This window comes from Alkaliphilus oremlandii OhILAs (assembly GCF_000018325.1).
GTDB classification, from domain to species: Bacteria; Bacillota; Clostridia; order Peptostreptococcales; family Natronincolaceae; genus Alkaliphilus_B; species Alkaliphilus_B oremlandii.
In genome coordinates this window covers 632,441-656,454 of record NC_009922.1, presented here as the reverse complement: position 1 = coordinate 656,454, position 24,014 = coordinate 632,441, and the positions used below count along the sequence as shown (strand labels likewise).

General features: G+C 37.4%; 15 protein-coding genes. 3 read left to right on the top strand and 12 right to left on the bottom strand.

Features of this window, described 5'->3' with window-relative positions; genetic code table 11:
• Positions 1–136: 136 nt before the first annotated feature.
• Positions 137–1,495 (bottom strand): 23S rRNA (uracil(1939)-C(5))-methyltransferase RlmD, encoded by a 1,359-nt coding sequence (rlmD, locus tag CLOS_RS03095; RefSeq protein WP_012158466.1) that lies wholly within the window; start codon positions 1,493–1,495, stop codon positions 137–139.
• 246 nt (positions 1,496–1,741) lie between these two features.
• Here rlmD and CLOS_RS03090 point away from each other — a divergent pair, with 246 nt between their 5' ends.
• Complete coding sequence (locus CLOS_RS03090; protein WP_012158465.1) at positions 1,742–3,088, top strand: GerMN domain-containing protein; 1,347 nt, start codon at positions 1,742–1,744, stop codon at positions 3,086–3,088.
• A gap of 401 nt (positions 3,089–3,489) precedes the next feature.
• Here CLOS_RS03090 and CLOS_RS03085 read toward each other — a convergent pair whose 3' ends face one another.
• The 7 genes from CLOS_RS03085 to rimO all read right to left on the bottom strand — a co-directional run bounded on the left by CLOS_RS03085 (position 3,490) and on the right by rimO (position 14,738).
• A complete protein-coding gene (locus CLOS_RS03085) occupies positions 3,490–5,286 on the bottom strand; it encodes an FAD-dependent oxidoreductase (protein WP_012158464.1) in 1,797 nt (598 codons plus the stop codon).
• Positions 5,287–5,330: 44 nt separating this feature from the next.
• Entirely contained in the window at positions 5,331–5,966 is a 636-nt protein-coding gene (locus tag CLOS_RS03080; protein ID WP_242649591.1) for a TetR/AcrR family transcriptional regulator, read from the bottom strand.
• A gap of 367 nt (positions 5,967–6,333) precedes the next feature.
• Positions 6,334–8,088 (bottom strand): pyruvate kinase, encoded by a 1,755-nt coding sequence (pyk, locus tag CLOS_RS03075; protein WP_012158462.1) that lies wholly within the window; start codon positions 8,086–8,088, stop codon positions 6,334–6,336.
• 23 nt (positions 8,089–8,111) lie between these two features.
• Positions 8,112–9,071 carry a 6-phosphofructokinase gene (gene pfkA, locus CLOS_RS03070; protein ID WP_012158461.1) on the bottom strand — a complete coding sequence of 320 codons (960 nt, stop codon included), beginning with the start codon at positions 9,069–9,071 and terminating at the stop codon, positions 8,112–8,114.
• 164 nt (positions 9,072–9,235) lie between these two features.
• On the bottom strand, positions 9,236–9,409 hold the full coding sequence (locus tag CLOS_RS03065; RefSeq protein WP_330360311.1) for a hypothetical protein: 174 nt from the start codon (positions 9,407–9,409) through the stop codon (positions 9,236–9,238).
• 131 nt (positions 9,410–9,540) lie between these two features.
• Positions 9,541–13,035: a DNA polymerase III subunit alpha gene (locus CLOS_RS03060; RefSeq protein WP_012158459.1), complete on the bottom strand. Its 3,495-nt coding sequence runs from the start codon at positions 13,033–13,035 to the stop codon at positions 9,541–9,543.
• A 386-nt stretch (positions 13,036–13,421) separates the two neighbouring features.
• On the bottom strand, positions 13,422–14,738 hold the full coding sequence (gene rimO, locus CLOS_RS03055) for a 30S ribosomal protein S12 methylthiotransferase RimO (protein ID WP_012158458.1): 1,317 nt from the start codon (positions 14,736–14,738) through the stop codon (positions 13,422–13,424).
• Between the two features lie 746 nt (positions 14,739–15,484).
• On the opposite strand from rimO, the gene CLOS_RS03050 reads away from it, so the two are divergent.
• On the top strand, positions 15,485–17,584 hold the full coding sequence (locus CLOS_RS03050) for a M28 family peptidase (RefSeq protein ID WP_012158457.1): 2,100 nt from the start codon (positions 15,485–15,487) through the stop codon (positions 17,582–17,584).
• An 82-nt stretch (positions 17,585–17,666) separates the two neighbouring features.
• Here the strand turns inward: CLOS_RS03050 and ftcD are convergent, their stop codons facing one another.
• The 4 genes from ftcD to CLOS_RS03030 all read right to left on the bottom strand — a co-directional run bounded on the left by ftcD (position 17,667) and on the right by CLOS_RS03030 (position 22,285).
• Positions 17,667–18,572, bottom strand: coding sequence for a glutamate formimidoyltransferase (ftcD, locus tag CLOS_RS03045; protein WP_012158456.1), 906 nt, complete (start codon positions 18,570–18,572; stop codon positions 17,667–17,669).
• 95 nt (positions 18,573–18,667) lie between these two features.
• Positions 18,668–20,698 (bottom strand): urocanate hydratase, encoded by a 2,031-nt coding sequence (locus tag CLOS_RS03040; RefSeq protein ID WP_012158455.1) that lies wholly within the window; start codon positions 20,696–20,698, stop codon positions 18,668–18,670.
• 160 nt (positions 20,699–20,858) lie between these two features.
• Positions 20,859–21,821 (bottom strand): DNA-binding protein WhiA, encoded by a 963-nt coding sequence (gene whiA / locus CLOS_RS03035; protein WP_012158454.1) that lies wholly within the window; start codon positions 21,819–21,821, stop codon positions 20,859–20,861.
• Positions 21,822–21,862: 41 nt separating this feature from the next.
• Positions 21,863–22,285 (bottom strand): NUDIX hydrolase, encoded by a 423-nt coding sequence (locus CLOS_RS03030; RefSeq protein ID WP_012158453.1) that lies wholly within the window; start codon positions 22,283–22,285, stop codon positions 21,863–21,865.
• A 438-nt stretch (positions 22,286–22,723) separates the two neighbouring features.
• On the opposite strand from CLOS_RS03030, the gene CLOS_RS03025 reads away from it, so the two are divergent.
• Positions 22,724–23,989: a uracil-xanthine permease family protein gene (locus CLOS_RS03025; protein WP_012158452.1), complete on the top strand. Its 1,266-nt coding sequence runs from the start codon at positions 22,724–22,726 to the stop codon at positions 23,987–23,989.
• Positions 23,990–24,014 lie beyond the last annotated feature (25 nt).

Genomic DNA, 24,014 nt, shown 5'->3' with positions numbered 1-24,014 from the left:
TATTTATATCACTTCTATCCATAGTTTTTGTCCACTTATGGTTTATGTCTCTTGTTCTATTTTATTTTAGATACATATAAATAAGCTATCTCCATAATTTTCTTTTATGATATGAGATAGCTTAAATATGATTTTATTATTCTTTTATTCTTTCAAGCGACACACAGCACTCAACGTGACTCGAATGCGAAAACATATCCACCGGCTGTACTTCCACAGTTTTATATCCCTTCTCATCCAAATAAGCTAAGTCTCTAGCTAAGGTCGCTGGATTGCAGGAGACGTATACCACTCTTTTTGGAGCCATATTTACGATGGTTTCTAGGACACTTTCCTCGCAGCCCTTTCTTGGTGGATCGACTACGACAACATCGGCAACAAGACCGCTTTTGTATAGCTTCGGCACTACATCCTCTGCCTTTCCAACATAGAACTTCGTATTGGTTAGATGATTGATTCTCGCATTTTCCCTCGCATCTTCGATGGCCGCATCGATAATCTCTATCCCATGAACTTCTTTTGCTTTTTTAGCCAAGAATAGAGATATGGTTCCAATACCACAATAGATATCAAACACTCTTTCATTCCCTGTTAAGTCTGCATATTCCAGTGCCTTCTCGTAAAGCACCTTAGTCTGAGCTGGGTTCACTTGATAGAAGGATCTTGCAGAAATATTGAACTTTAAATCACCGATATAATCTACAATCTGATCCTCTCCATATAGAGTAAATGTGGTATCGCCAAAGATCACATTGGTATTTTTCATATTGATATTTTGGACTACACTTTTTAGCCCTTCCACATTTTCTTTTAACATTTCTATCAGCTTGTCCTTATAAGGAAACTCCTTACCATTGGTTACCATTATCACCATCACTTCTCCTGTGGCAAACCCCACCTTTGTCACCACGTGGCGAATTAAACCGCTATGCTCCTTCTCGTCATATACGGCAACATCGAAATCATCGATGTATTTTTTTATCACTTGAACGATTTTCGTATTAATCGGTGCCTGAATATGACAATATTCCGTATCTACAATCTCATGGCTTCCTTTTTTATAAAATCCTAAAATTGATTTTCCATCTAAGATTCCCACTGGAAATTGTGCCTTATTTCTATATTCATAGGGGTTGTCCATACCTAGCGTAGGATGAACCACAGCATCGATTTTTCCGATACGCTTCAAGGCTTCTACCACTGTATTTCTTTTCGTTCTCAGCTGTTGTTCGTAATCCATGTGCATAATTTGACATCCACCACAGATCCCTGCGATGCCGCATTTTGGTGTTACTCTATTTGCTGAAGGCTTCAGTATTTCCAACAGCTCCCCCACACCATAATTTTTCTTTAATACAGTTATTTTAGTCCTTATAACATCTCCAGGAATCGCATTTTCTACAAAAACTGTAAAGTCATCAATCTTACCAATGCCTTCTCCACTATGCCCCAATCCGCTGATTTCCATTTCATATATCTTACTTTTATCTAGCACTGTTCAAACACTCCTTATATTGACAATCCTCATTATTTTTTATTCTCATGCTCCAAATACAGTCTGTATCCCTCGAATATGAAGCGATAGATACTAAAACTGTCGAAATACATGTCTCCATTATTATTCTACACTACTTTCATACTTTTTTGCTAACATTTGTTGTACGATTCCTATTTACGGAAAGGATGTAATATCCTATAATGGGATTATAACTTAGGACAAGCTACGATTGGAGTTGATTGAATGTTACGAACCATCAGAAACATTTTGATTTTGATCCTAATAGGCATAACCGCCACTGGTATGCCGATTTATGCAAGTACTATGGACTTTACTGCATTAATTCCGACCATCACTCCCAAGAACCAATATATTACGGTTACTACAGAGGAGGAAGTCGTATCCAATCATCAGGTAAAAATCAAATATGGTTTCTCCGCAAATTCAGATTACACCCGTATTCTATTTGATGAAGGTAACCCTTTTACTTTTACATTAATGAATAACGGTAAGGTCATTGAAGGTTTATCTCTCCACGATATTGCACCTAATGAGAATTATAAAGCTTTGGAATTGTATAGCGAATCTCCTGCCTATATTACTTTTGATTTTGATCAAAGTAAATTAGACTTGCCCGATGGTTCTTATAAATTAACGTTGCATCCCAATTCCCAAGGAAAAGAGTTTCATTTAGAGCAAGCAGAATTTCATATAAATTTTAGTAGTGAAGGCACCTATGTCAATGCTATGGCATCTGCTCCAAAGGGACAAATGGCTTTAACTCTTTATTTTCCAGATAAGGACTTAAAATATCTCTCTCCTATTACGAGATTTGTTCCTTATACAGAGTATCCACTGACTACAATTCTTAGAAACTTAGAACAAGGTCCACAGGCAGCTCTTGGCTTACAGAAGGGTTCTTCTATTCCTCCTAATGGAAAAGCGGGAAAATCTGGAGACACTGCCTATATTAATTTGCCAAATAACCTGGGTCCCTATGACGATGGTTCTAGCATCGCCACTATGGCGGTGGGTAGTCTAGTAAACTCCATGGTATCTTCAAAGGGAATCTCTAAGGTTCAGTTTCAATTTAATGGTACAATATTAAAGGAAGCTTTTCACGGTATGACCATGGATCAGCCTTATTTCGGTACAGCTGTTGATGTGATTTATACATCCTATTTGTCCGATACTGGTCGATTTTTATTAGTACCAATTCCTTTTGAACAGTTTACTGCTGTTTTAGGAAACGATACGAATGGTGTTAAAATACCAATGTTTTTTGATGCCTTAAAATTTAATCTTTCTGGCATCTATAACGCTCAGGTGCACCCTATTGTTCCTAATGAAGTGGAGCTTCTGGACTATAGCTTCCATGATGGGCTTCTTACCCTAACCTTTAACGAAGCATTTCTAAAGGCCTACGAAAATAACAGTTCTCTTCGAAATAGAATGATCGATGGTATTGTTTTTACCTTTCAATCTATTGAAAATGTAACTGACGTAAGCTTTGAAGTAAAACATGATTCTGGCCAAGGCTTCACAAAATATGACTTTCAGAGCCCAGTCTATATCAATCCTGAAAATTAATAAAATTTGTTCACTTAGGTGTACAAACTTTATGGCGCACTTAATTTTAAATTCCATTTAAAATTTCAACTGCTAAAAAAAATTGCACAGAGAATTCAATCTCTGTGCACAAAATAGAATCAGTTGTCCGTTTAAATCCTATTATGATTATAGCGCACTTTTCAATTTTTATACCAATATTTTCAAAAAATATAAAAATGTTTTCTTTAGATGAATATGATTGCGTAAATTTGTAAAATTTTATTGATAAGTTGCCTACAAATATCTAAAAAAAAGGACATATTATCTATGTATAATATGTCCCTTCATTTATTTGTCCATATTTTTTCAATTTACGTATGGATAACTTTTGATCTAGACTTTTAATTGTGTGTATCCATTATCTTGTTCCTAAGCTCATATTATTTTGCCGCTGCTGCAGCCTTACCTGCTTGGATACCCATTCTTGTACTCATTTGGATAGAAGATCCCGAACATGGATATTGCTCATAGAATAATTCTCCGTTGGCAACCTCTCCAGCAGCGTATAATCCTGGAATTACATCCCCTGTTGTAGAGATCACTTGAGCGTTCATATCAATCTTTGGTCCACCAAATGTTCCGGTTACACCTGTTGTATTGAATGCAATCGCATAGTATGGGGCTTGATCTACTGCATTTAATAATTGTAATTCTTTAAGATTATCTTCTCTGTTACCTACTGGCCCTACTGCTGGTTTACCGAAGTCTTCGTCTTTACCTGTAGCCGCAAATCCATTGTAACGAGTTACTGTAGCCTTTAAAATTTCTGGTTTTGCACCAATGAACTTAGCTAATTCTTCTATTGTATCTGCTTTAAAAGCGGTTCCATTTTCAACTGCTTTTTCCAAATTTTCATTATCTAATTTAGAATCTGTAATAGCAAAATAATTACTAAATCCTAAGTCATGGTATAATGTAGCCGCACGCTTAAACCAGTATTCGTTTTCATTAGCAAATCTCTTTCCTTCTGGCGTTACGTTTAAGAAAATTCCACCTGCATCTACGTATCTAGTAGCTCCTAAATCCATTGGCGCTACAATACCGCCACCATTAGCAACGATTTCAGCACCTACTTCTCTAGCCATGATTAAACCGTCTCCGTTCAGTGCTTCTCCTAAAGCTGATCCGTAACCTTTTACGTTTGGCATGTATTGTTCTACCAGTTCTTTATTGTTCGCATACCCACCCGTAGCTAAAATTGTGCTCTTTGCATTGACTGTAACTGTTCTTCCTGCATTTTTTGCAACGACCCCTTTAATCGTTCCCTTATCATTGATTAAAGAAACTGCTGGTGTTTCAAATCTGAATTCTACGCCTAAGCTTTTAGCTTTTTCTTGTAATGGTAGAATAAAGTCTGCTCCCGAGAAAGTTTCAGTTGCATGGTTTCTGTAAACGCTTTGCGTTGGGTAGTAGTAAGAGAAAGTTACATTTCTGAACTTCACGCCTCTTTCAGCTAACCATTTTACAGTATCTGCACTTTTATCCGCTATAAAGCTGATGATTTCTTCGTTTATTTTTCCTTTACCAACTTCTAACCAGTATTGTTTTAGTCCTTCTGCTGTATCTTCAATTCCTTGTGCTGCTTGCATTTCAGAACCACCAGCTAAAATTTCTCCACCACATGTAATCGAAGCACCACCAACGCTACCCATTTTTTCAAGTAGTACCACTTTTGCTCCTTCTTCTGCCGCTGAAACAGCTGCGGAAAGACCAGCGATTCCAGAACCAACAACGACAACATCTGTTTCTATTGTCTCATCTTCTAACACAACTGCTTTAAGACCTTTTGTCTTTAATTCCTCAATGTTCGCTCCTGCTTGTGTTAAACAATCAATAACAGCTGCTAGGATAGCCTCACTTGTTACCGTTGCTCCGGAAACAGCATCGATCTTTAGTCCTTGAGCAGCTACGATATTCGCAGGGATTTGTTCGATCGCTGGATCTGAAATTCCAGGTGTTTCACTATGGCTTAATACTTTTACGGATTCAATCGTTGTTTCTGTTAAAATCATTTCAACTTCAACATCTCCACCTAGACCCTTTGCTTTAGCAGTATACGTTCCTGCTTTAAACAGAGCACCTTCGCCACCATTGGAAGCAGGTTTACTACATCCAACAAAACTCAACATCATTATAAATACTAATAATACCGATAAAATTTGCTTTGTCTTTTTCATAGTTTCTCTCCTCTTTTATTTTTTATAAATGAAAGGATTACCCTTTATTTAACCTTTCTAAGCCCTGCAACTGTTGTTTCTACCATAGCTTCTAGGAGTTTTTCATCTTCTAAAACACTGGGATGTTTTCTTATATATGTTGAAATGCCTTCCACTGAACTAAAAAACATTTTGCATAAAAATTCAAGAGGTAGTTCCTTGAACTCTTTTTGTTCAATTCCTTCTTGTAAAAATACCTTATTTATTTCATATGATTCTTTTAAAGAAACATCATCTGTTCCAACAATATTGACTGGTTTATAGTATGCACTTACAATTGAGGCTTCCTTCGGATATTCATGATTCCAGAACAATATATTTTTTACTCGCTTCTTGAGTTTCTCACTATTGCTGCTTTGAATTTCTACATCTTTCATTGAAGCTTCAATATGCAAACTTAAAGAATAATTAAAAATATGATCTATTAAATCCTCTCTACTACTGTAATACAAATATATAGTGCCCTTTGCAATACCGGCCTCCTTTGCAATCTCCTGCATGTTTGTATTGTTGATTCCCTGCTTATAGAATAAATCGATTGCAGCTTGTCTTATTAAAATATATTTGTTTGGGTCTAAAGACGTATATCGAGCCATAATACCTCCATTAAAATTGATGACCAGTCGGTCATTAATAGTCATTAAAAAAATTCCATCCGTAAATTGCTGGAATTTGATATAATTATAACAACGTTTTATAGATATGTAAATACCTTTCGAGGAAAAACTTATATTATTGAGTGCCATCCAATATATCTTTTTTATAAACTCATTGATTTTCAAAGTTTATTAATAATCTCTTTCTAAAACCATTGATTTTTGAGTATCGGTTTTCATTGCTTTAATTACTTTTTTGACAAAAAAGTATTATACAAAAAACTGTAAAAGGATCTACATACTTTCGTAGATCCTTTTACACTTATATCATCAATATCTTCAAGGGGGAGATTTTGATTTTAATATAGTATATGTATCTCCCTAGCTTATTGTGTATATTATTCCTTTCCAATTAAAGAACTTTTGTTTCTCCGCTGTATACCAAGCCTCTTAAGGCATCTACCGTAACGATTTCTCCCTCTTTTAGCTTTATGGTTGCCATATCTGCTCCAACTAAGGTTGCTTTCCCCAGGTTCAATCCAACAATAGCGCCGTGGCTAGTCAAGCCGCCTTCTTCTGTGATGATTGCAGCAGCTTTTTCTATGAAAGGCATTAAATCTCTGTCCGTTGCTTTTGCTACTAAGATATCGCCTTCTTCAACCTTATGTCCATCTTCGACACTATTTACAATAACAACCTTTCCAGTGGCAGCTTTTTTTCCAATCCCAGTTCCAGATAGGATGACTTCTCCTACGATATGAACTTTGATTAGGTTGGTCGTACCGGAAACTCCTACTGGAACGCCTGCTGTGATTACAATTAAATCTCCATTACGAATTAGCTCCGCTTCTAGGGCCTTGCTTACAGAGATATCAATGATATCGTCTGTGGAATGAAGTTGCTCTGTAATAACAGAGTAAACCCCCCAGATTAAGCTCAATCTTCTTCTTACACTTTCGCTTGTAGTCGTTGCAATAATCGGTGCTGATGGTCTAAATTTAGATACCATTCTTGTAGTATATCCCGAAGATGTAGCTGTAACAATGGCAGATGCATCTAAATCTGCTGCTGTTGTGCAGGTAGCATGGCTGATAGCATCCGTCACAGAGGTTTCCATTTCTATGGCTTTCGTTTTTAGAAGTCCCCTATAGTCGATGGCAGCTTCTGCACGCTTGGCAATGTTGCTCATCACCTCGACTGCCTCTGCTGGATACTTCCCAGCCGCAGTTTCTCCGGAAAGCATGATTGCATCGGTTCCGTCAAAGATAGCATTGGCAACATCCGTTACCTCTGCGCGAGTTGGTCTTGGGTTTCTGATCATGGAATCCAGCATTTGTGTCGCTGTAATAACAGGCTTTCCAGCTCTATTACATTTTCTGATCATTTCTTTTTGAGCCAAAGGAATTTCTTCCGTAGGGATTTCTACACCCAAATCGCCCCTTGCAACCATCAATCCGTCTGAAACTTCAATGATTTCATCCAGATTGTCCATCCCCTCTTGATTCTCTATTTTAGAAATAATCTGAATATGGCTTCCGTTATTATCTTCTAAAATCTTTCGAATAGCTAAAACGTCTGCTGCCTTTCTAACGAAGGAAGCTGCGATAAAGTCAATGTCCATTTCGATACCGAATTTAATATCGGATTCATCCTTTTCTGTAATAGCAGGTAAATTAATTTTTACGCCTGGTACGTTGACACCTTTATTATTCTTTACAATCCCTGCATTCTCAACGATACATTGGATATCTGTATCTCCTACGATATTCTGAACTTTTAAACCAACTAGACCATCGTCGATTAGGATACTGTCCCCTACCTTTACATCTCTTGCAAGCCCTTCATAGCTTACATTACAGATGGTATTATCTCCAAGAACATCTCTCGTCGTAATGGTGAATTCTTGTCCTTCCAGAAGCTCTACTTCCGTGTCTTTAAACTTACCCGTTCTAATTTCAGGTCCTTTGGTATCCAATAGAATTGCTACAGGCTCGTTTAATTCTTCTCTTACTTCCTTGATTACCCGAATTCTTTCACCGTGCTCTTCATGGCTACCATGGGAAAAATTTAATCTTGCAACATTCAGTCCCCGCATAACTAATTTCCTAAAAACCTCTTTACTTTCACTTGCAGGTCCAATGGTACATACGATTTTCGTTCTTTTCATTTTAAAACCTCCTTAGCTCACACCTAAATAGATAGTATCTTCGTCAATTCATAGGTTTCTATATCAAAATTGCTTTTCATACTTAAAGCTTCATCTATATCCATATCGATCACATTCTTTCCATGAACGCCTACCACTCGATTGCCGATATCTTGAAGAAGTAATTCTACAGCCCTTGCGCCCAATTTGCTGGCTAGAATTCGATCGGAAGCCGTTGGACTTCCACCTCTTTGCAGGTGTCCTAGAATTGTCGCTCTCGTTTCAATCCCTGTTTTCTCTTCAATTTCCTTACTCATTTCAATTGCACTGCCGGCGCCCTCCGCTAAAATGATGATACTATGCAGTTTTCCTCGGTATCTTCCCTTTAAAAGCTTATTGCATACCTCATCCACATCAACACCGACTTCAGGAACGATAATGCTTTCTGCGCCTCCTGCCAGTCCAGCCATCAGAGCAATATCGCCGCAATGTCTGCCCATAACTTCAATAATATTAGCTCGTCCATGGGATGTGGAAGTATCCCTGATTTTGCTGATGGCATCTACTACTGTATTAACAGAGGTATCAAAGCCTATGGTATAGTCCGTATAGGCCAAGTCGTTATCAATGGTTCCCGGAACACCGATGGTAGGGATTCCTAGTTCATTGAGGGTCTTTGCACCACGAATGGAACCATCTCCACCGATTGCAACAATCCCCTCGATTCCTAAAACCTTGATGACATTCAGTGCCTTTCTTTGCCCTTCCTCTGTCATAAACTCTTCGCTTCTTGCAGTTCTGAGGATGGTCCCTCCGCGATGGATAATATCCGCTACAGAAGAAAGATTCATCTCCTCTATTTGAGCGTTAATCAACCCATTGTACCCTTGTTTTACCCCCATGACCTTCATCTCATTATAAATTCCGCTTCTTACTACAGCACGGACTGCAGCATTCATTCCTGGTGCATCGCCACCGCTGGTTAATACAGCAATTTTCTTCATGTATAGCCCCCACTCTCGCTCCGCCTTTAAATTTTCATCCACCAAAATTTTATAAGTTCTTCAACAATTAAAAATAACAAAGTCTCATTTATATAGATATTTAACCTAAATGGACTTTGTTAAACAATTACAGCTCAACTTTTATTCTGTATTCTAACTGATCGCTAAAGTCCTAGCTGAATCAAAATAGAGTGCACCTCTTCTACCTCTGATCTTGGTACTAAAACTTCCGTCGTTCCATCTACATTATTTTTACTAATCGGTCTAACTTTAACCAAGAAGCCCTCTTTCACTAGTATATTTTGTATTTCTTCTGCGTCTTGACGTGTATTAGCCATGTATATAACTGTCCACATTTAACTAGGCCTCCTCTATCATTTTGAATTTTTAAATAACCCTTTTCTATTTGTCCATGTCATATTATATCACATATTTATAACTTAGTTGGTACTATCCTACAAAATTTAAATTACAGTATTTTTATATTTTCCTCTCCAAAAAAATCTTGGAGCTTCAATATAACCTCATCATTTAAAGATATCCACAGTCCTCTATCTGCTTTCAGCTTTTCATTGGTTTCTTCAATATAAATGACGATGGGTGTACTCCCACTATACTTCTTTAATGTAGGCTTAATCTCTTCAATTTGATGCCAGTCCTTTTTACTTTTCAGCTTAATAAAGACCTTATGATTCCCTTTTTCTAGAGATTTCAAATGCTCCTCCGATACCTTTACTAAAGGTGTCATACGGTTTACCAATACTTTTGGCTCCTCATCCTCTTTCAAGCTCAATATCCCTTGAATCACAATAAAGCCATCTTCCTCTATCAAGTGATTGTATTGCTTTAGAGTCCTGGGAAAAACAATGCATTCTAAACTACCAAATAAGTCTTCTAAAACGATGAAAGCCATCATCTGATTGTTTCTCGTTATTTTGGAATTGATCTCTGCAATCATACCACCAACGATGATCGGTTGTCCATCTTTCAACTGGGATTCCGCTAAATTTTCCATGGCCTCTATCAGCTGTGCACTATTGGCAGAAACGATTTGTTCCAATTCCTTCTCGTATTCCGATAGTGGATGGCCGCTGATGTAAAAGCCCACCACTTCTTTTTCCATACTGAGCCGTATCTTTTCACTAAAATCTTTGATATCTGGAAAATTTACGGTGTTCATTGAAGCATCCATCTCTTCATTCATTTGGAAAAGGTCAATTTGTCCCTCTAGCTTTCTCCTTTTCTCCTGCTGTATATTGTCCATGATGCCTTCGAAGCTTGCCATTAGCTGTGCACGATTTCCACCCATATTATCAAATGCTCCACATTTGATTAAGCTTTCCACAGCCCTTTTGTTGATATCTTTCGATTCTACTCTTTGACAGAAATCTAAAAATGTAGAAAAATCTCCTGTGGTTTCTCGAATCTGAACCAGATTATTGATCATACCGATACCTACATTTTTTACAGCGCCTAAAGCAAAGCGGATACTTTCACCTTCAACAGTGAATTTACTAAAGCTTCGATTAATGCTCGGGGGCAGTATTTTTATATTTTGTTTTTTACAATCTTGAATGTACTGCACTACCTTCGACGTATTGCCCATGACGCTGGTCATTAACGCTGCCATAAATTCTACCTTATAGTAAGTTTTTAAATAAGCAGTTTCGTAGGCAAGAACGGCATAAGCGGCGGCGTGGGATTTATTAAAGCCATAGTTTGCAAAGTCGATCATCTCATCGTATATTTTATTTGCAACATCCTCTGGCACACCATTCCTGATACAGCCAGCAACTTCTACCTCGCCTTTTTCATTGACGATACCATAGATAAAGTTCTTTCTTTCCTGCTCCATTACATCCATTTTCTTTTTTCCCATGGCACGTCTTACAAGGTCTGATCTTCCGTAGCTATATCCGGCTAAATCTCGAACGATTTGCATAATCTGCTCTTGGTAGACCATACAGCCATAGGTTACATTTAAAATAGGCTCCAAGCTTTCATGGATGTATTTAATTTTCTCAGGGTTATTTTTATTTTCAATATATCTTGGAATGGAATCCATAGGCCCTGGACGATACAAAGAAATCCCCGCAATAATATCCTCGAAGCAATTGGGCTTTAGCTCCTTTAAAAACTGGATCATACCGGCACTTTCCAGCTGGAATAACCCCAGTGTGTCGCCTTTACTGATCAAATCATAGACCTTCTCGTCATCGTATTTACTGTCGGAAAGATCCAGTTTAATACCGTGATTCTTTTCAATTAAGTCAATGGCATCCTTTATTACGGTCAATGTCCTCAGTCCTAGGAAATCCATTTTTAAAAGTCCCAGTTCCTCCAAGGTTCCCATGGTAAACTGTGTGGTACTGTTATCGTCATGAACATATAAAGGCACATGCTCCTTTAGTGGTTTTTTAGCAATTACCACACCTGCTGCATGGGTGGAAGCATGTCTCGGCATTCCCTCTAGCCTTCTAGCCATATCGATTAAATATCTGCCTTGCTCATTTTCTTCGTATATGGATTTTAGCTCGGGATTCATCTTCAGCGCTTTTTCTATGGTCATTCCGATGGCAAAGGGGATTTGCTTCGCTATTTTATCCACTTCGTTATAAGGCATATTGATCACTCTACCTACATCTCGAATGGCCGCCCTCGCTGCCATGGTTCCAAAGGTAATGATTTGAGCCACCTTATCTTCACCGTATTTCTGCTTCACATAATCGATGACTTCCTCCCGTCGTTCGTAGCAGAAGTCAATATCGATATCGGGCATGGATATTCTTTCAGGATTTAAAAAACGCTCGAAAATGAGATTGTATTTGATAGGGTCCACATCGGTGATTCCCAAGGTATAGGCCACGATACTTCCTGCTGCACTTCCTCTGCCCGGCCCTACAGGGATACCGTTATCCTTTGCATATTTTATAAAGTCCCAAACGATTAGGAAATACTCCACATAACCCATTTTCTCAATAACAGAAAGCTCCCCTTCCAGACGACTTTCTAGCTCTTCTGTCACTGACGTATATCTTTTATTCAATCCCTCGAAGCAAAGCTTTCTCAAATAGTCCTCTTTGTTTACATCTTGAGGCACATGGTATTCCGGTAGATGGATGGTATTGAAATCAAAATCAAAGTTGCACTGTTCTGCAATTTTAACGGTGTTGGATATGGCCTCTGGTGCGAAGTCAAAGATCTTCATCATTTCCTCTGGAGATTTTAGATAAAATTCATCATTGGGAAATCTCATCCGCTCTTGATCTTCTACAATCTTTCCAGTTTGTATGCAGAGTAAAATATCGTGTGCTTTGGCATCCTCCTTATTGATATAATGGGCATCGTTGGTTGCAACCAAAGGGATTCCCGTTTCTCTGCTCAGCTTTATCAACCCTAAATTCACCTTTTTTTGCTCCGCCATGTTGTGATCCTGTAGCTCTAAATAAAAGCTATTTTCCTCAAACATGGCATTGAGTCTTAGAGCCAAAGCCTTAGCGCTTTCGTATTGATCCTGCAGTAAAAGCTGCTGAATATCCCCTGCAAGGCAGGCACTCAAACAGATGATTCCCTTGCTATGCCTTTCAAGTTCATCGTAATCGATTCTCGGCTTATAATAAAAACCTTCTAAAAAACCATTGGATACCATCTTTATGATATTCTGATAGCCTTCTTCGTTTTTCGCCAATAAAACGAGATGACCTTGGTTTTTATCCTTCTGTGGATCTTTATCCGCCATACTTCTAGGTGCGGTATATACCTCACAGCCAATGATGGGTTTGATGCCATTTTTCTTTGCTGCTTTATAAAAGTCCACTACACCGAACATACTGCCATGGTCTGTAATGGCGATGGCGTTCATACCCATCTCCTTTACTCGTTCCATTGCCTTATTAATCACAGTGAATCCATCTAAAAGACTGTATTCCGTATGAACGTGTAGATGTACGAATTGATTGCTCATTTTATTTCACCTCGGTTTCATAGGTAAACAGGTTTTATCTTTAATATTGGCTACCTATTTGTACTAAAATTATTTCAAATATCTTTCTTTAAGTAAGTTGTATTACTTCCATTATAATAGATTCTTTAAAAATATCATAGTTTTTGTATTCCTACTAAAACAAGTAAAGTTTGACCTACCATCGATTTATTGCTTCCTTCGGTCGCATAAATCGGGTTATTTCGCAGTCTCACAACTCAAATTTGTTCACTTCCTCCGGTCGTGCAAATTTGGTGTTCGTTGCGTTTGACCTACCATCGATTTATTGCTTCCTTCGGTCGCATAAATTGGGTTAGGTCATAAAAAAACAGGAAGTATCATGTGATGATAGTTCCTGGTTCCATTTTTTATTTTCCTTCTGTATATAATTCGCCAAATAAGTCATAATCCTTTGCTCTTTGAATCCTGCAATCTACAAAGGTATTCATTAAATTTTCCTTCGTATTATTGACGATATAAACGACACCATCCATATCGGGAACATCCATATAGGTTCTGCCGATATAGTAATTGCCCCCTTTGGTTCTGGACTCTATTAATACTTTGTAAACATTCCCTACTTTTTGCTCTAAGCTTTCTCTCGATATCTTTTCCTGTAACGCCATGATCTTACGAAGTCTGCTTTTTTTCGTCGCATGATGAATCTGTTCTTTCAGCTTTGCTGCTGGTGTATTGTCCTCTTTAGAATAAGCAAACACCCCCAGCTTGTCGAACTTGGTTTCCTCCACAAATTCATACAGCTCTTTGAAGTCTTCCTCTGTTTCTCCTGGGAACCCTACGATTAAAGTTGTTCTTATGATCACATCTGGAATTTCTCTTCTTATTTTTTCAATGATATTTCTTACACTGGCACCATCACTTTTTCTATTCATTCGTTTTAATACAGAATCTGATATATGCTGAATTGGAATATCAAAATAATTACAGATCTTGTCATTCTCTCCCACGACTTTGATCAGTTCATCCGTTATGCTCTCTGGATATACGTATAAGAATCTGACCCACTCGATGTCTTCTATTTTACAAAGTTCCTCTAATAGCTGTGGAAGTCTTGCTTCTCCATAGATATCCAGGCCATATTTTGTCGTATCCTGTGCAATAACGATCAGCTCTTTGATCCCTTGTTTCGCAAGATTTCTAGCCTCTTTTAGAATATCCTCCATGGTTCTAGAGATATAAGGGCCTTGAATATTTGGAATGGCACAATAGGTACAGTGATTATCACAGCCTTCCCCTATTTTTAAATACGCCATATTACTGCCTGTGGTCAATACCCTATTATGATAGTCTAGATTCGACTCCTTGCCGGTCTCTAAGTCCAATAAATTCTCAATTTCCTTCCAGATCTGCTTGTATTCACTGATACTGATGAATAAATCCACCTCTGGAATTGCTTTTTCCAACTCTTTTTTGTATCGCTGGACCAAACATCCCGCTACAATCAAATATTTGCATTTGTTATTTTTGAGCTTCGCCATTTCTAATATGGTGTTGATGGCTTCTTGCTTTGCTGATTCTATAAATCCACAAGTATTGATAACGATGATTTCTGCATCTTCTTTTTTATTCACTATATTAAAATGGTTGCTTTTAAATAAGCCGATGATTTCTTCTGTCACAACCAAGTTCTTACTACATCCTAAAGATATAAATCCTACATTCATTTTATTCGATTCCTTTCTTCTCCTTAGCGTATCGATTCTAATCTTTAGTATTTTATCATAAAAATCTCGATCTCACTATAGGAATCCATGGAAAGATCAAAATTTTATTCTAAGGCTACGCAAAATATGATAGATTTGAATTCCTCATTATTCTTTTGTACTGAAGCCCATAAATGAAATCTACAGTTTATTATTTTCAATCGATTTCATTTTGACATTACGCACAACAATATGTTTCCAGCATATTACCATCTCTCAATAAACTTGTAAGCTTGATTCATTTCCCTGTACCTATTTTTTCTAATAAATTATCACGATCTTCATGAATCTATTTAAGTCCATATCCATCGCCATGGAAAAATCCTCTTTCCATTAATTTTTCACACAACGGGTAGGTCCGTATTATTTTCCCCCTTCAAAACTGTAGATGTTTTTATATTTTATCTATATGGGAGGTTTTGTAGAGTTTCGGTAGTTTCAGAACCATTTACGCCAAACCTTCTAATTATTTTCAAAATATTTTATTTTATCTGATTTTATTATATAATAGAACTAATTATATCTAAACTGGAATTAATTTGGTGTAGGAGAGATTTTATTTTTGCATCTTATGATTTTACTGATTTTTGCTCCAAACTTGAAGATATCAAAGGGTCTATGGGATATGTACAAACTGATATCCAAGCCATGTGTGGCATTCATTCCAATATGCTACGAAAAATAAACCAGAGCAGGAGGTGCATCGTTTGAAGAAAGTATGTTTAAAGCTTGCAATGCCCCTATTATTCTTTATTGTACTTACCACTGTTTTTTCAAGTGGACAGCCAATGAAAACAAGTATTAACGAAAGTAATATTAAGTCCCATTTAGATTCATTGACATCACCGGAATATGAAGGCAGATTAATCGGCACCAAGGGTAATGAAAAGGTTCTAGCCTACATAGAAGATCATTTTAAAGACATGGGACTCCGCAGCTTTACCAGCGAAGGCTATAGACAGGAGTTTAAGGCGGTCAACTTTACGTGGAATGGCGTACCGAAATTTAATGTGATCGAATCTGATGGAAAATTCGTTGATGCCTATGAAGAACAGAAAAACTTTATGTTCATAATGGACAATATGAGTATGGGTGGAAGCTTTAAAGGTCGGATGAATCATATTACAGACCCTAAAGAAATTACTCAGGGCGATGAACAATTTAAAGATCAGGCCGTTCTGATCGATTATGAAGACAATCCTATGAAAAAACTACGGCTCAGTGACGAAGAAATAGACCATCGATTATATTATTTAGGAAAAGCTAAAGTCATTATTTACTTAGATCATAACTTTACTACAAAAAGAAAGGTTCACCTTGGTGATAAAAATACGATGATCCCTGCCAATGGGTTGATTAAAATAGGGGTACCAAAAAATACATATAAAGCATTATTAGATTATACAAATAGAGGGTACCACCTAGATATCCATATCCCAATTACCTTTCAAGAAATTTTATCTAGTAATATCTATAACGTTCTGCCGGGAAAGAATTATCCCAATGGAGATTACCTTGTCATAGCAACATCAATCGATGGTTTAGGGTTAAATTGGGATGGAAAAGTTTATCCTGGCGCCGCTGACAATGGAGCCTCAATTTCCTTAATCCTTGAATTAGCCCGTATACTATCTACTACAGAAAAACCTTTAGACTCAAACCTTCTTTTTGCAGGTTTTAATGGAAAGCATACAGGTTCTATGGGCGTTGAACAATATTTAAGAGATTCCATGACCTTTCCTGAAAAAGCTGAGATCATTTATCTCGATCATCTATCCTCTGATGGAGATACCCCTTTGAAAATCGCTACTTTTGTAAAACCAAGAACGGAGAGAAAAACAGCGAACAAAATACTCCATCAACTGGCTACTACTGCTGATGGACAAAATATCTCCTACGAACTGGACGATGGATATTTACAGGGAGAATATGCTTTATTTCGAAATTTTGGTATGATCGCCTCCACATTAACCTATGATTGTAACGAAAATATAGGTACAGTGCTAGACACTTCTGATTCTATCAATCTATCTAAAGTTGCAGAGGTTGGTGCATTGCTAGAGGCGTATATCACTGAATATGGACAATTTAATTTATTTTCAGAAATAAGTCAGGTGCTAAAATCCATAGGGTGGCTCATTGTTGTAGGCATTGTTCTATTCATATTAAAATACGGTCTATCCGATAAAAAAGGCTTCGAAAAGTTAAATTCATGGTTTGATTCAAACCCAGTGATGTCTAGCTACTTGTTAATTTTATTTTTTATCAGTATTTTAACGATGCAAATACAGCATTCTATCAGTGAAACAGCGGGTATTCTTTTAAAGGATACGATCATCACTTGGGGCTCCATCGTAGAAATGTTCGCTCATAATATTTTTACTACACTGCCGATGTTGGCTTATTTAGGCATGGTGACTGTAATTCCCATTGGCTTGGTTTTTATTGTATTCATGTATCTTTCAAAAAAGTTGAATAAAAATGTCTATGTTCTACTGCTGTCCTTCAGTACCTATATCGTCTTTATGAAATTTTTCAATGAATTTTACGATGATCGATATACCGTTATTTATCCAAAGCTACTATCTCCTTATGGTTCCCAATATGTGATTATATTTTTAATTTTATTGTTTAGCCTTCTCGTTACATGGATGTTTAGCAAAGAAACCCATAAAATAAGTCATTTAAGAACTACCGTCCTATTCTTATTTCTATTTATTATTCTAACAACCTTCACTTATAGCCCTTATGTTTTTGCAAAGGAAGTAGTAAACGCTCGATCTGTAAATGGCAGATTAAAACTATAGTTTATGTCTTAGTAAATAGTAAAAATACAAAACATAAAAAAGCAATGGAATCCCCTTCTATAGGGTTCTCCATTGCTTTTATCTATTCCATCATTCTATATTCTAAAACCTGATCCATTGAAAAATCTTCTACCCCTAAGTAATACACTGCTGTGTCTATGAGAGCTTCCATAGGCAATAGACCGATGATTTCGCTGCCAATTACATTAACGCCATATCGTCTTGCTTCTATCTTTATAAGCTCAAAAGCACGGTATAGAGCTGTTTTTGTATAGTCCGTCATGTTCATGGATACCTGTACGATACCACGTTCCTTCAGCTCGATGCCAATCCCTTTACAGTATCTCAATCCACCGGATAAATGTCTTACATTTTTCGCGATTTTGTTAGCGATTTCCAGCGTTGGACTATCTAGGTTCACGTTGAAGGCTACCAATGGCATTCTAGCGCCCACAGCGGTTATACCAGCTGTAGGATGGATTTCCCCATTTCCAAAGTCAGGAGCCCACTCAGGAGCTTTTACCTTTTCTGCCATGCCTTCAAATTGTCCCTTTCGAACCGTTGCAAGGTTTTCTCTCTCCGGATTAGATGCTGCCTTCTCATAAAGGAATATCGGTAGGTTATACTTTTCCCAAGCTTCTTTTCCTACTTCCTTTGCCAGCTCAACTGCTTCTTCCATGGTCATATTTTTAATCGGTATGAAGGGTACAACGTCGATTGCGCCCATTCTAGGATGCTGTCCTTCGTGCTTTGTCATATCGATCTCCTCGATAGCGATTCTCATAGCTTCTATCACAGCATGCTTCACTGCTTCAGGCTCTCCTACTACAGTAACTACAGCTCTGTTGTGGTCGAAGTCTGTACTATAATCTAAAAGCTTAACGCCTTCTTTTCCCCTAAAAGGATTGATGATTCTTTCTACCTTGTCTAAGTCTCTTCCTTCACTAAAATTAGGTACACATTGAACTACTTTTTTTACATTGCTCATTTTGTCCACCCTTTCATTGTTTTGTATTTGAATATACTGCAACAAATATAATGTTTCTCATTTTGTACGAATTTTTTATATTCATATTCATAGGTTTATTTTTTATTGAAAGCAGCTTCAACTAAACCTTGAACCAATTCTGCTTTTGGTACATACGGTATGGTAATATGATCCGTACCTTCATTGTTTTTGTTATACTCCATACTGGTTGAAATAGAGTTCTCATTTCTTGCCCAAGCTCTTCTTGCAACGCCGCCCATGACGTCCCAAGGCATGGCAGAATTTAAGATTTTATCCACTCTTTCACTGCCATCCAGCACCATGCCAAATCCACCATTGATGGATTTTCCAATGCCTACACCGCCACCGTTATGTAAAGCGATTAAGCTCATACCCCTTGCAGCATTTCCTGCAAAGCATTGGGTTGCCATATCTGCCATTACATTACTTCCATCTTTAATGTTGGCTGTTTCTCTAAATGGAGAGTCCGTACCGCTAACGTCGTGGTGGTCTCTTCCCAACATAATCGGTCCTACTTCACCATTTCGCACCATCTCATTGAACTTCAGTGCGATTTTAGTTCTTCCCATCGCATCTTGGTAAAGGATTCTAGCTTGGGTTCCTACCACTAACTGATTCTTTTCTGCATCTCGAATCCATACATAGTTATCTCTGTCTTGGCCTCTTCTCGTCGGATCAATACAATCCATTGCGGCTTTGTCTGTTTTAATTAAATCCTCGTGATCTCCACTTAAGCAAACCCAGCGGAAAGGTCCATAGCCATAGTCGAAAAGCTCTGGTCCCATAATATCCTCCACATAGGATGGGAATATAAAGCCGTCTTTTTCATCGATGCCATTTTTAGAGATTTCTTTCACCCCTGCATCATAGATTGCCTTCATAAAAGAATTGCCGTAGTCAAAGAAATAGGTGCCTCTCTCTACTAATGTTTTAATCAAATTAAAATGGGTTCTTAGGGTTTCATCCACCCGTTTTTTAAACGCTCCTCGATCTTTTTTCAGCATTACAGTTCGCTCTTCAAAGGTCAATCCTTGCGGACAGTATCCGCCATCATATGCGGCATGACAAGACGTTTGATCGGACAATAGTTCTAGTTTGATATGATGATCTACAACATACTGCAATAAATCTACAATATTTCCATGGTAAGCAATGGACATTGGCTCTTTCTTCTCTATGTATTCTTTGGCAATATCAAACACTTCCTTTAAATCTGCTGAGTATCGCTTCACCCAACCTTGGTCGTATCTCGTTTTGATTCTAGAATAGTCCACTTCTGCCACAATACCTACACCACCTGCAATTTCAATGGCCTTAGGTTGTGCACCGCTCATACCGCCTAAACCTGAACTGATGAATAGCTTTCCTTTTAAATCTTCTTCCGGTCCCATACCGAACTTTAATCGACCTGCATTTAATAAGGTGTTAAATGTTCCATGAACAATTCCCTGCGGTCCAATGTACATCCATCCACCAGCAGTCATTTGTCCGTAGTTGGCTACACCCATTTGTTCTGCAATCTCCCAATCCTCTAAATTGTCAAACATACCAATCATGAGAGCATTGGTGATAATGACTCTTGGGCTATCTGGCTTGGATCTAAACAATCCCAATGGATGTCCTGATTCCAGAACCAATGTTTGATGGTCCGTCATAACCTCTAAATATTTTTTTACCAATCGATACTGCATCCAGTTTTGAAATACACTTCCTGTCTCCCCATAGGTTATTAACTCATATGGATATAGCGCTACATCAAAATCTAAATTGTTGTCGATCATTACTTGGAAGGCTTTTCCCTCTATGCAATTCCCTTGATACTCCTGTATCGGTTTTCCTTTGATCTGCCCCTCTGGTCTAAAACGATAACCATAAATTCTCCCCATAGTCATCAGTTCCTCTAGAAACTCTGGTGCTAAAGCTTCATGCAGTTCCTCTGGTATGTACCGCAATGCATTTTTCAGTGCAGTTTCTGTCTGTTCCTTCGTTAGCTTAAATCCCCTATCCGGTGCTCTTCGAATACCTTCAACAAAGGGAGGCATTTCTGGAAGTATATTATCCAATTTAATAGTCATTGCATTTGAAATATCAATATTATTAATCAAAAAAATCACTCCTTCCATACTATTAAGAATATTATATCAATTTTTCGTAGTGAAGGGCAAAATATTCTTAATTTTATAATAAAAAAAGAAAGCCCTAAAATGAGCTTTTCTTTGTATTTTACTTTATTTAATATAATTTTCTACAAAATATTAAATATTCTTAATTTTTTATTTTTCCTTCTTGTAATTTCGTGGCGATTTCATCAATTTTTCTCAGTCTATGATTTACACCAGATTTACCGATGGCTGGGCTGAGCATCTCCCCTAGCTCCTTCAGTGTTGCATCCTCATATTCCAATCTAATCTCCGCGATTTCCCTTAGGTTTTCTGGTAAATATCCTAACCCTACGGTATTTTTGATATATTCTATGTTTTCAATCTGCCTTATGGCCGCATCTACAGTTTTGCTTAAATTTGCTGTCTCACAATTAACGATCCGATTTACATCATTTCTCATCTGCTTATAGATCCGTACATTTTCCAGCTCCAACAAAGCACTATGAGCCTCCATAATATTCAATAAGTCCACGATCTGGTCTCCTTCTTTCAAATATACGACGTAGCTTCCCTTTCGCTCTACGATTTTTGAGGTTAACTGAAAGTCATTGATCAAATCCCTTAAAGATTCACTATGCTCATGGCTATGGGTAACAAATTCTAAGTGGTACGTTTTTTCGGGATCACTGACTGAGCCGCCCCCTAAAAAAGCACCTCTTAAATAAGCCCGTCTACAGCAACGATTCTGCAGTAACATTAAAGGTACACCATATGAAATATCGAAGGAATTCGCCTCTTTTTTTAGAATTTTAACCTTCTCTAAAATATCCGTACTCCCCATACCATGGGTCACAACCATTAAGTAATGATTGTTTTTTCTTAGCCTTGGATTTCGACGGATCATTACTTCGATATGAACACCAAATAAATCTTTAAAAAGCTTAAATAATTTTCTTGCAATTGCCGGATTTTCCGTAGTTAATTTAATATTTAGCTTTTGTGCACCTCCTACCAATTGAAGAGTACCGCACATTCTTATTAAAGCAGCTAGCTCTGCCAATTGGCAACATCTGTCTTTCGAATAAATTCTTGCAAGTTCGCCCTTTGTCACTGCTGAAAATGACATACTACCACAACCTTTATAATCTATTTTTAGGTACATTTTTCTTATGCATTAGAGGTTTTGTTATATTCTGCAATGGCCTTCGTTATAATTTCTTTTTCGTCATGATATTTCGCTAAATCTGCCGATCTATTCATGTGAATAAATTTAGCATCAATAAAGCCTTCTTCTCTTAAAGGAATACAATCCATGGTTCTAGATTGCATCAGAAACCAATGTACAGTTTTATTGATCAGATTATTATCCTCCCAATTATTTTTATAGGTATAGTGTATTTCACCAAGATATTTGATAACTTCTACTTTAACAGAGGCTTCTTCGTATACCTCTCTAATAGCAGTTTGTTCAAAGGTTTCGTCCAGTTCTACTTTTCCTTTTGGAAGTACCCAGTCTCCATTATATTTTTTTAAGAGCAATATGGTATTTCCAAAAACGACAACGCCTCCAGCACTTATTTCTTCACGCACAACCTCCACTCCTTTATGCTTCAACTGCTCTTTTGTATATTATATACCATATTTAGAATTCTGTTTTTATTATATTACTAAGTTACCATATTAAATCACAGTTTTCAATATTTAGTAACTACCGTATATATATTCAATACATTTTGTATTTTTAAAATTCATATAAATGAAATAACGCTGTCGCTGCGAAGTCACAATTCTATTCAATTTTTGTTAAGTTAGAACTGCTTATGTACTTAAATAAACAGTTTTATATATAATAAACAAATAGTTTCGCAAGTTCTCTTTAGATTTTGGTCATTATTTGACAAAGGATTATGTTCATAATACGGCGTATATCATTGTATATACGTATCTTCAAAATTAAATAGGGAGGAGGATCGTCCCATACTTTATGCGCTTATACAAATTGATTGATATCTAAAGGAGGAAATGTAAATGGGTAAAGTTAAAAAAGTACATAATGCTCCAATCGAAGACATTAGCTCCCTCGGTGCAATGAAAGGCTTAGCTCTAGGTCTTCAACATGTTTTTACACTTTTTGCTTCTACGGTATTAGTGCCTATATTAACGGGACTGGATATCGGTGTTGCTCTCATTATGTCTGGAATTGGTACTTTGATATTTCATTTTATTACACAAAGTAAAGTTCCTGCATATCTTGGCTCCTCATTCTCATTTATTGCACCTGTTATTCTGGCAGGGGAATTATATGGCTTAGAGTATGCAAGAGGAGGAATTATTGTCGCCGGCTTTATTTACATAATTTTTGCTTTATTGATTTCTATCTATGGTTCTGAAAAAATTCTAAAATATTTCCCTCCCATCGTTACAGGTCCTATTATTATTGTAATCAGCATGACCCTAGCTCCTAATGCAATTAACATGGCTTCTCAGGATTGGCTGTTATCCATGTTGACCTTAGTCACGATTATTGCCATATCTGTATTTGGAAAAGGTTTTCTTAGAATTGTTCCTGTTATCATTGGTCTAGGCGCAGGATATCTATTGGCATCCATCTTAGGCAGAGTAGATTATTCTCCAATTGCTCAAGCAGCTTGGTTTGGCATCCCAAACTTTTCACTACCTAAATTTAATTTGGGAGCAACGATGATTGTTGCACCAATTGCACTTACAACAGTGGTGGAGCATATTGGTGATGTTCTTGCAATGAGTGGCGTTGTGAAAAAAGACTTGGCTAAGGATCCAGGCCTTACACGTACACTCATAGGGGATGGCGTGGCTACTTCGGTCTCTGCTCTTTTTGGAGGTCCAGCAAATACAACGTATTCACAAAATACAGGAGTCGTAGCCCTAACCAAAGTGTGGGATCCCAAAGTCATGCGAATTGCTGCCGTTATAACCATACTCATCGGACTGATTCCAAAGCTGAATGCATTCACAAGTACGATTCCAAAGCCAGTTATCGGAGGCGCTGTCATTGTTTTATTTGGAATGATTGCTTCTATTGGCGCTCGAACACTGGTGGATAATAGGGTTGATTTCTCTAAATCTAGAAATATGATTATCATCGCGGTGATATTAGTATTTGGTCTCGGTGGCGCTACCATACCGATAAAATTAAGCTTTGTAGAAATAAAGCTTGTGGGCATGGCTCTAGCTGCCATTGTTGGTATTATATTAAATATCATCCTTCCATTTGAAGTAGATGATGAAGAAGAATCTCTTATGGAAGAAGCATAATTCCGTCAATCCTCCATCAAAAAAG

Excerpts from the sequence above, each read along its gene's own strand:
- CLOS_RS03080 (WP_242649591.1), bottom strand. The coding sequence starts at position 5,966 with ATGACTATTAATGACCGACTGGTCATCAATTTTAATGGAGGTATTATG.
- whiA (WP_012158454.1), bottom strand. The coding sequence starts at position 21,821 with ATGTCATTTTCAGCAGTGACAAAGGGCGAACTTGCAAGAATTTATTCG.
- CLOS_RS03085 (WP_012158464.1), bottom strand. The coding sequence starts at position 5,286 with ATGAAAAAGACAAAGCAAATTTTATCGGTATTATTAGTATTTATAATG.
- rimO (WP_012158458.1), bottom strand. The coding sequence starts at position 14,738 with ATGAATGTAGGATTTATATCTTTAGGATGTAGTAAGAACTTGGTTGTG.
- pyk (WP_012158462.1), bottom strand. The coding sequence starts at position 8,088 with ATGAAAAGAACGAAAATCGTATGTACCATTGGACCTGCAAGTGAAAGT.
- ftcD (WP_012158456.1), bottom strand. The coding sequence starts at position 18,572 with ATGAGCAATGTAAAAAAAGTAGTTCAATGTGTACCTAATTTTAGTGAA.
- CLOS_RS03025 (WP_012158452.1), top strand. The coding sequence starts at position 22,724 with ATGGGTAAAGTTAAAAAAGTACATAATGCTCCAATCGAAGACATTAGC.
- pfkA (WP_012158461.1), bottom strand. The coding sequence starts at position 9,071 with ATGAAGAAAATTGCTGTATTAACCAGCGGTGGCGATGCACCAGGAATG.
- CLOS_RS03060 (WP_012158459.1), bottom strand. The coding sequence starts at position 13,035 with ATGAGCAATCAATTCGTACATCTACACGTTCATACGGAATACAGTCTT.
- CLOS_RS03065 (WP_330360311.1), bottom strand. The coding sequence starts at position 9,409 with ATGGCTAATACACGTCAAGACGCAGAAGAAATACAAAATATACTAGTG.
- CLOS_RS03090 (WP_012158465.1), top strand. The coding sequence starts at position 1,742 with ATGTTACGAACCATCAGAAACATTTTGATTTTGATCCTAATAGGCATA.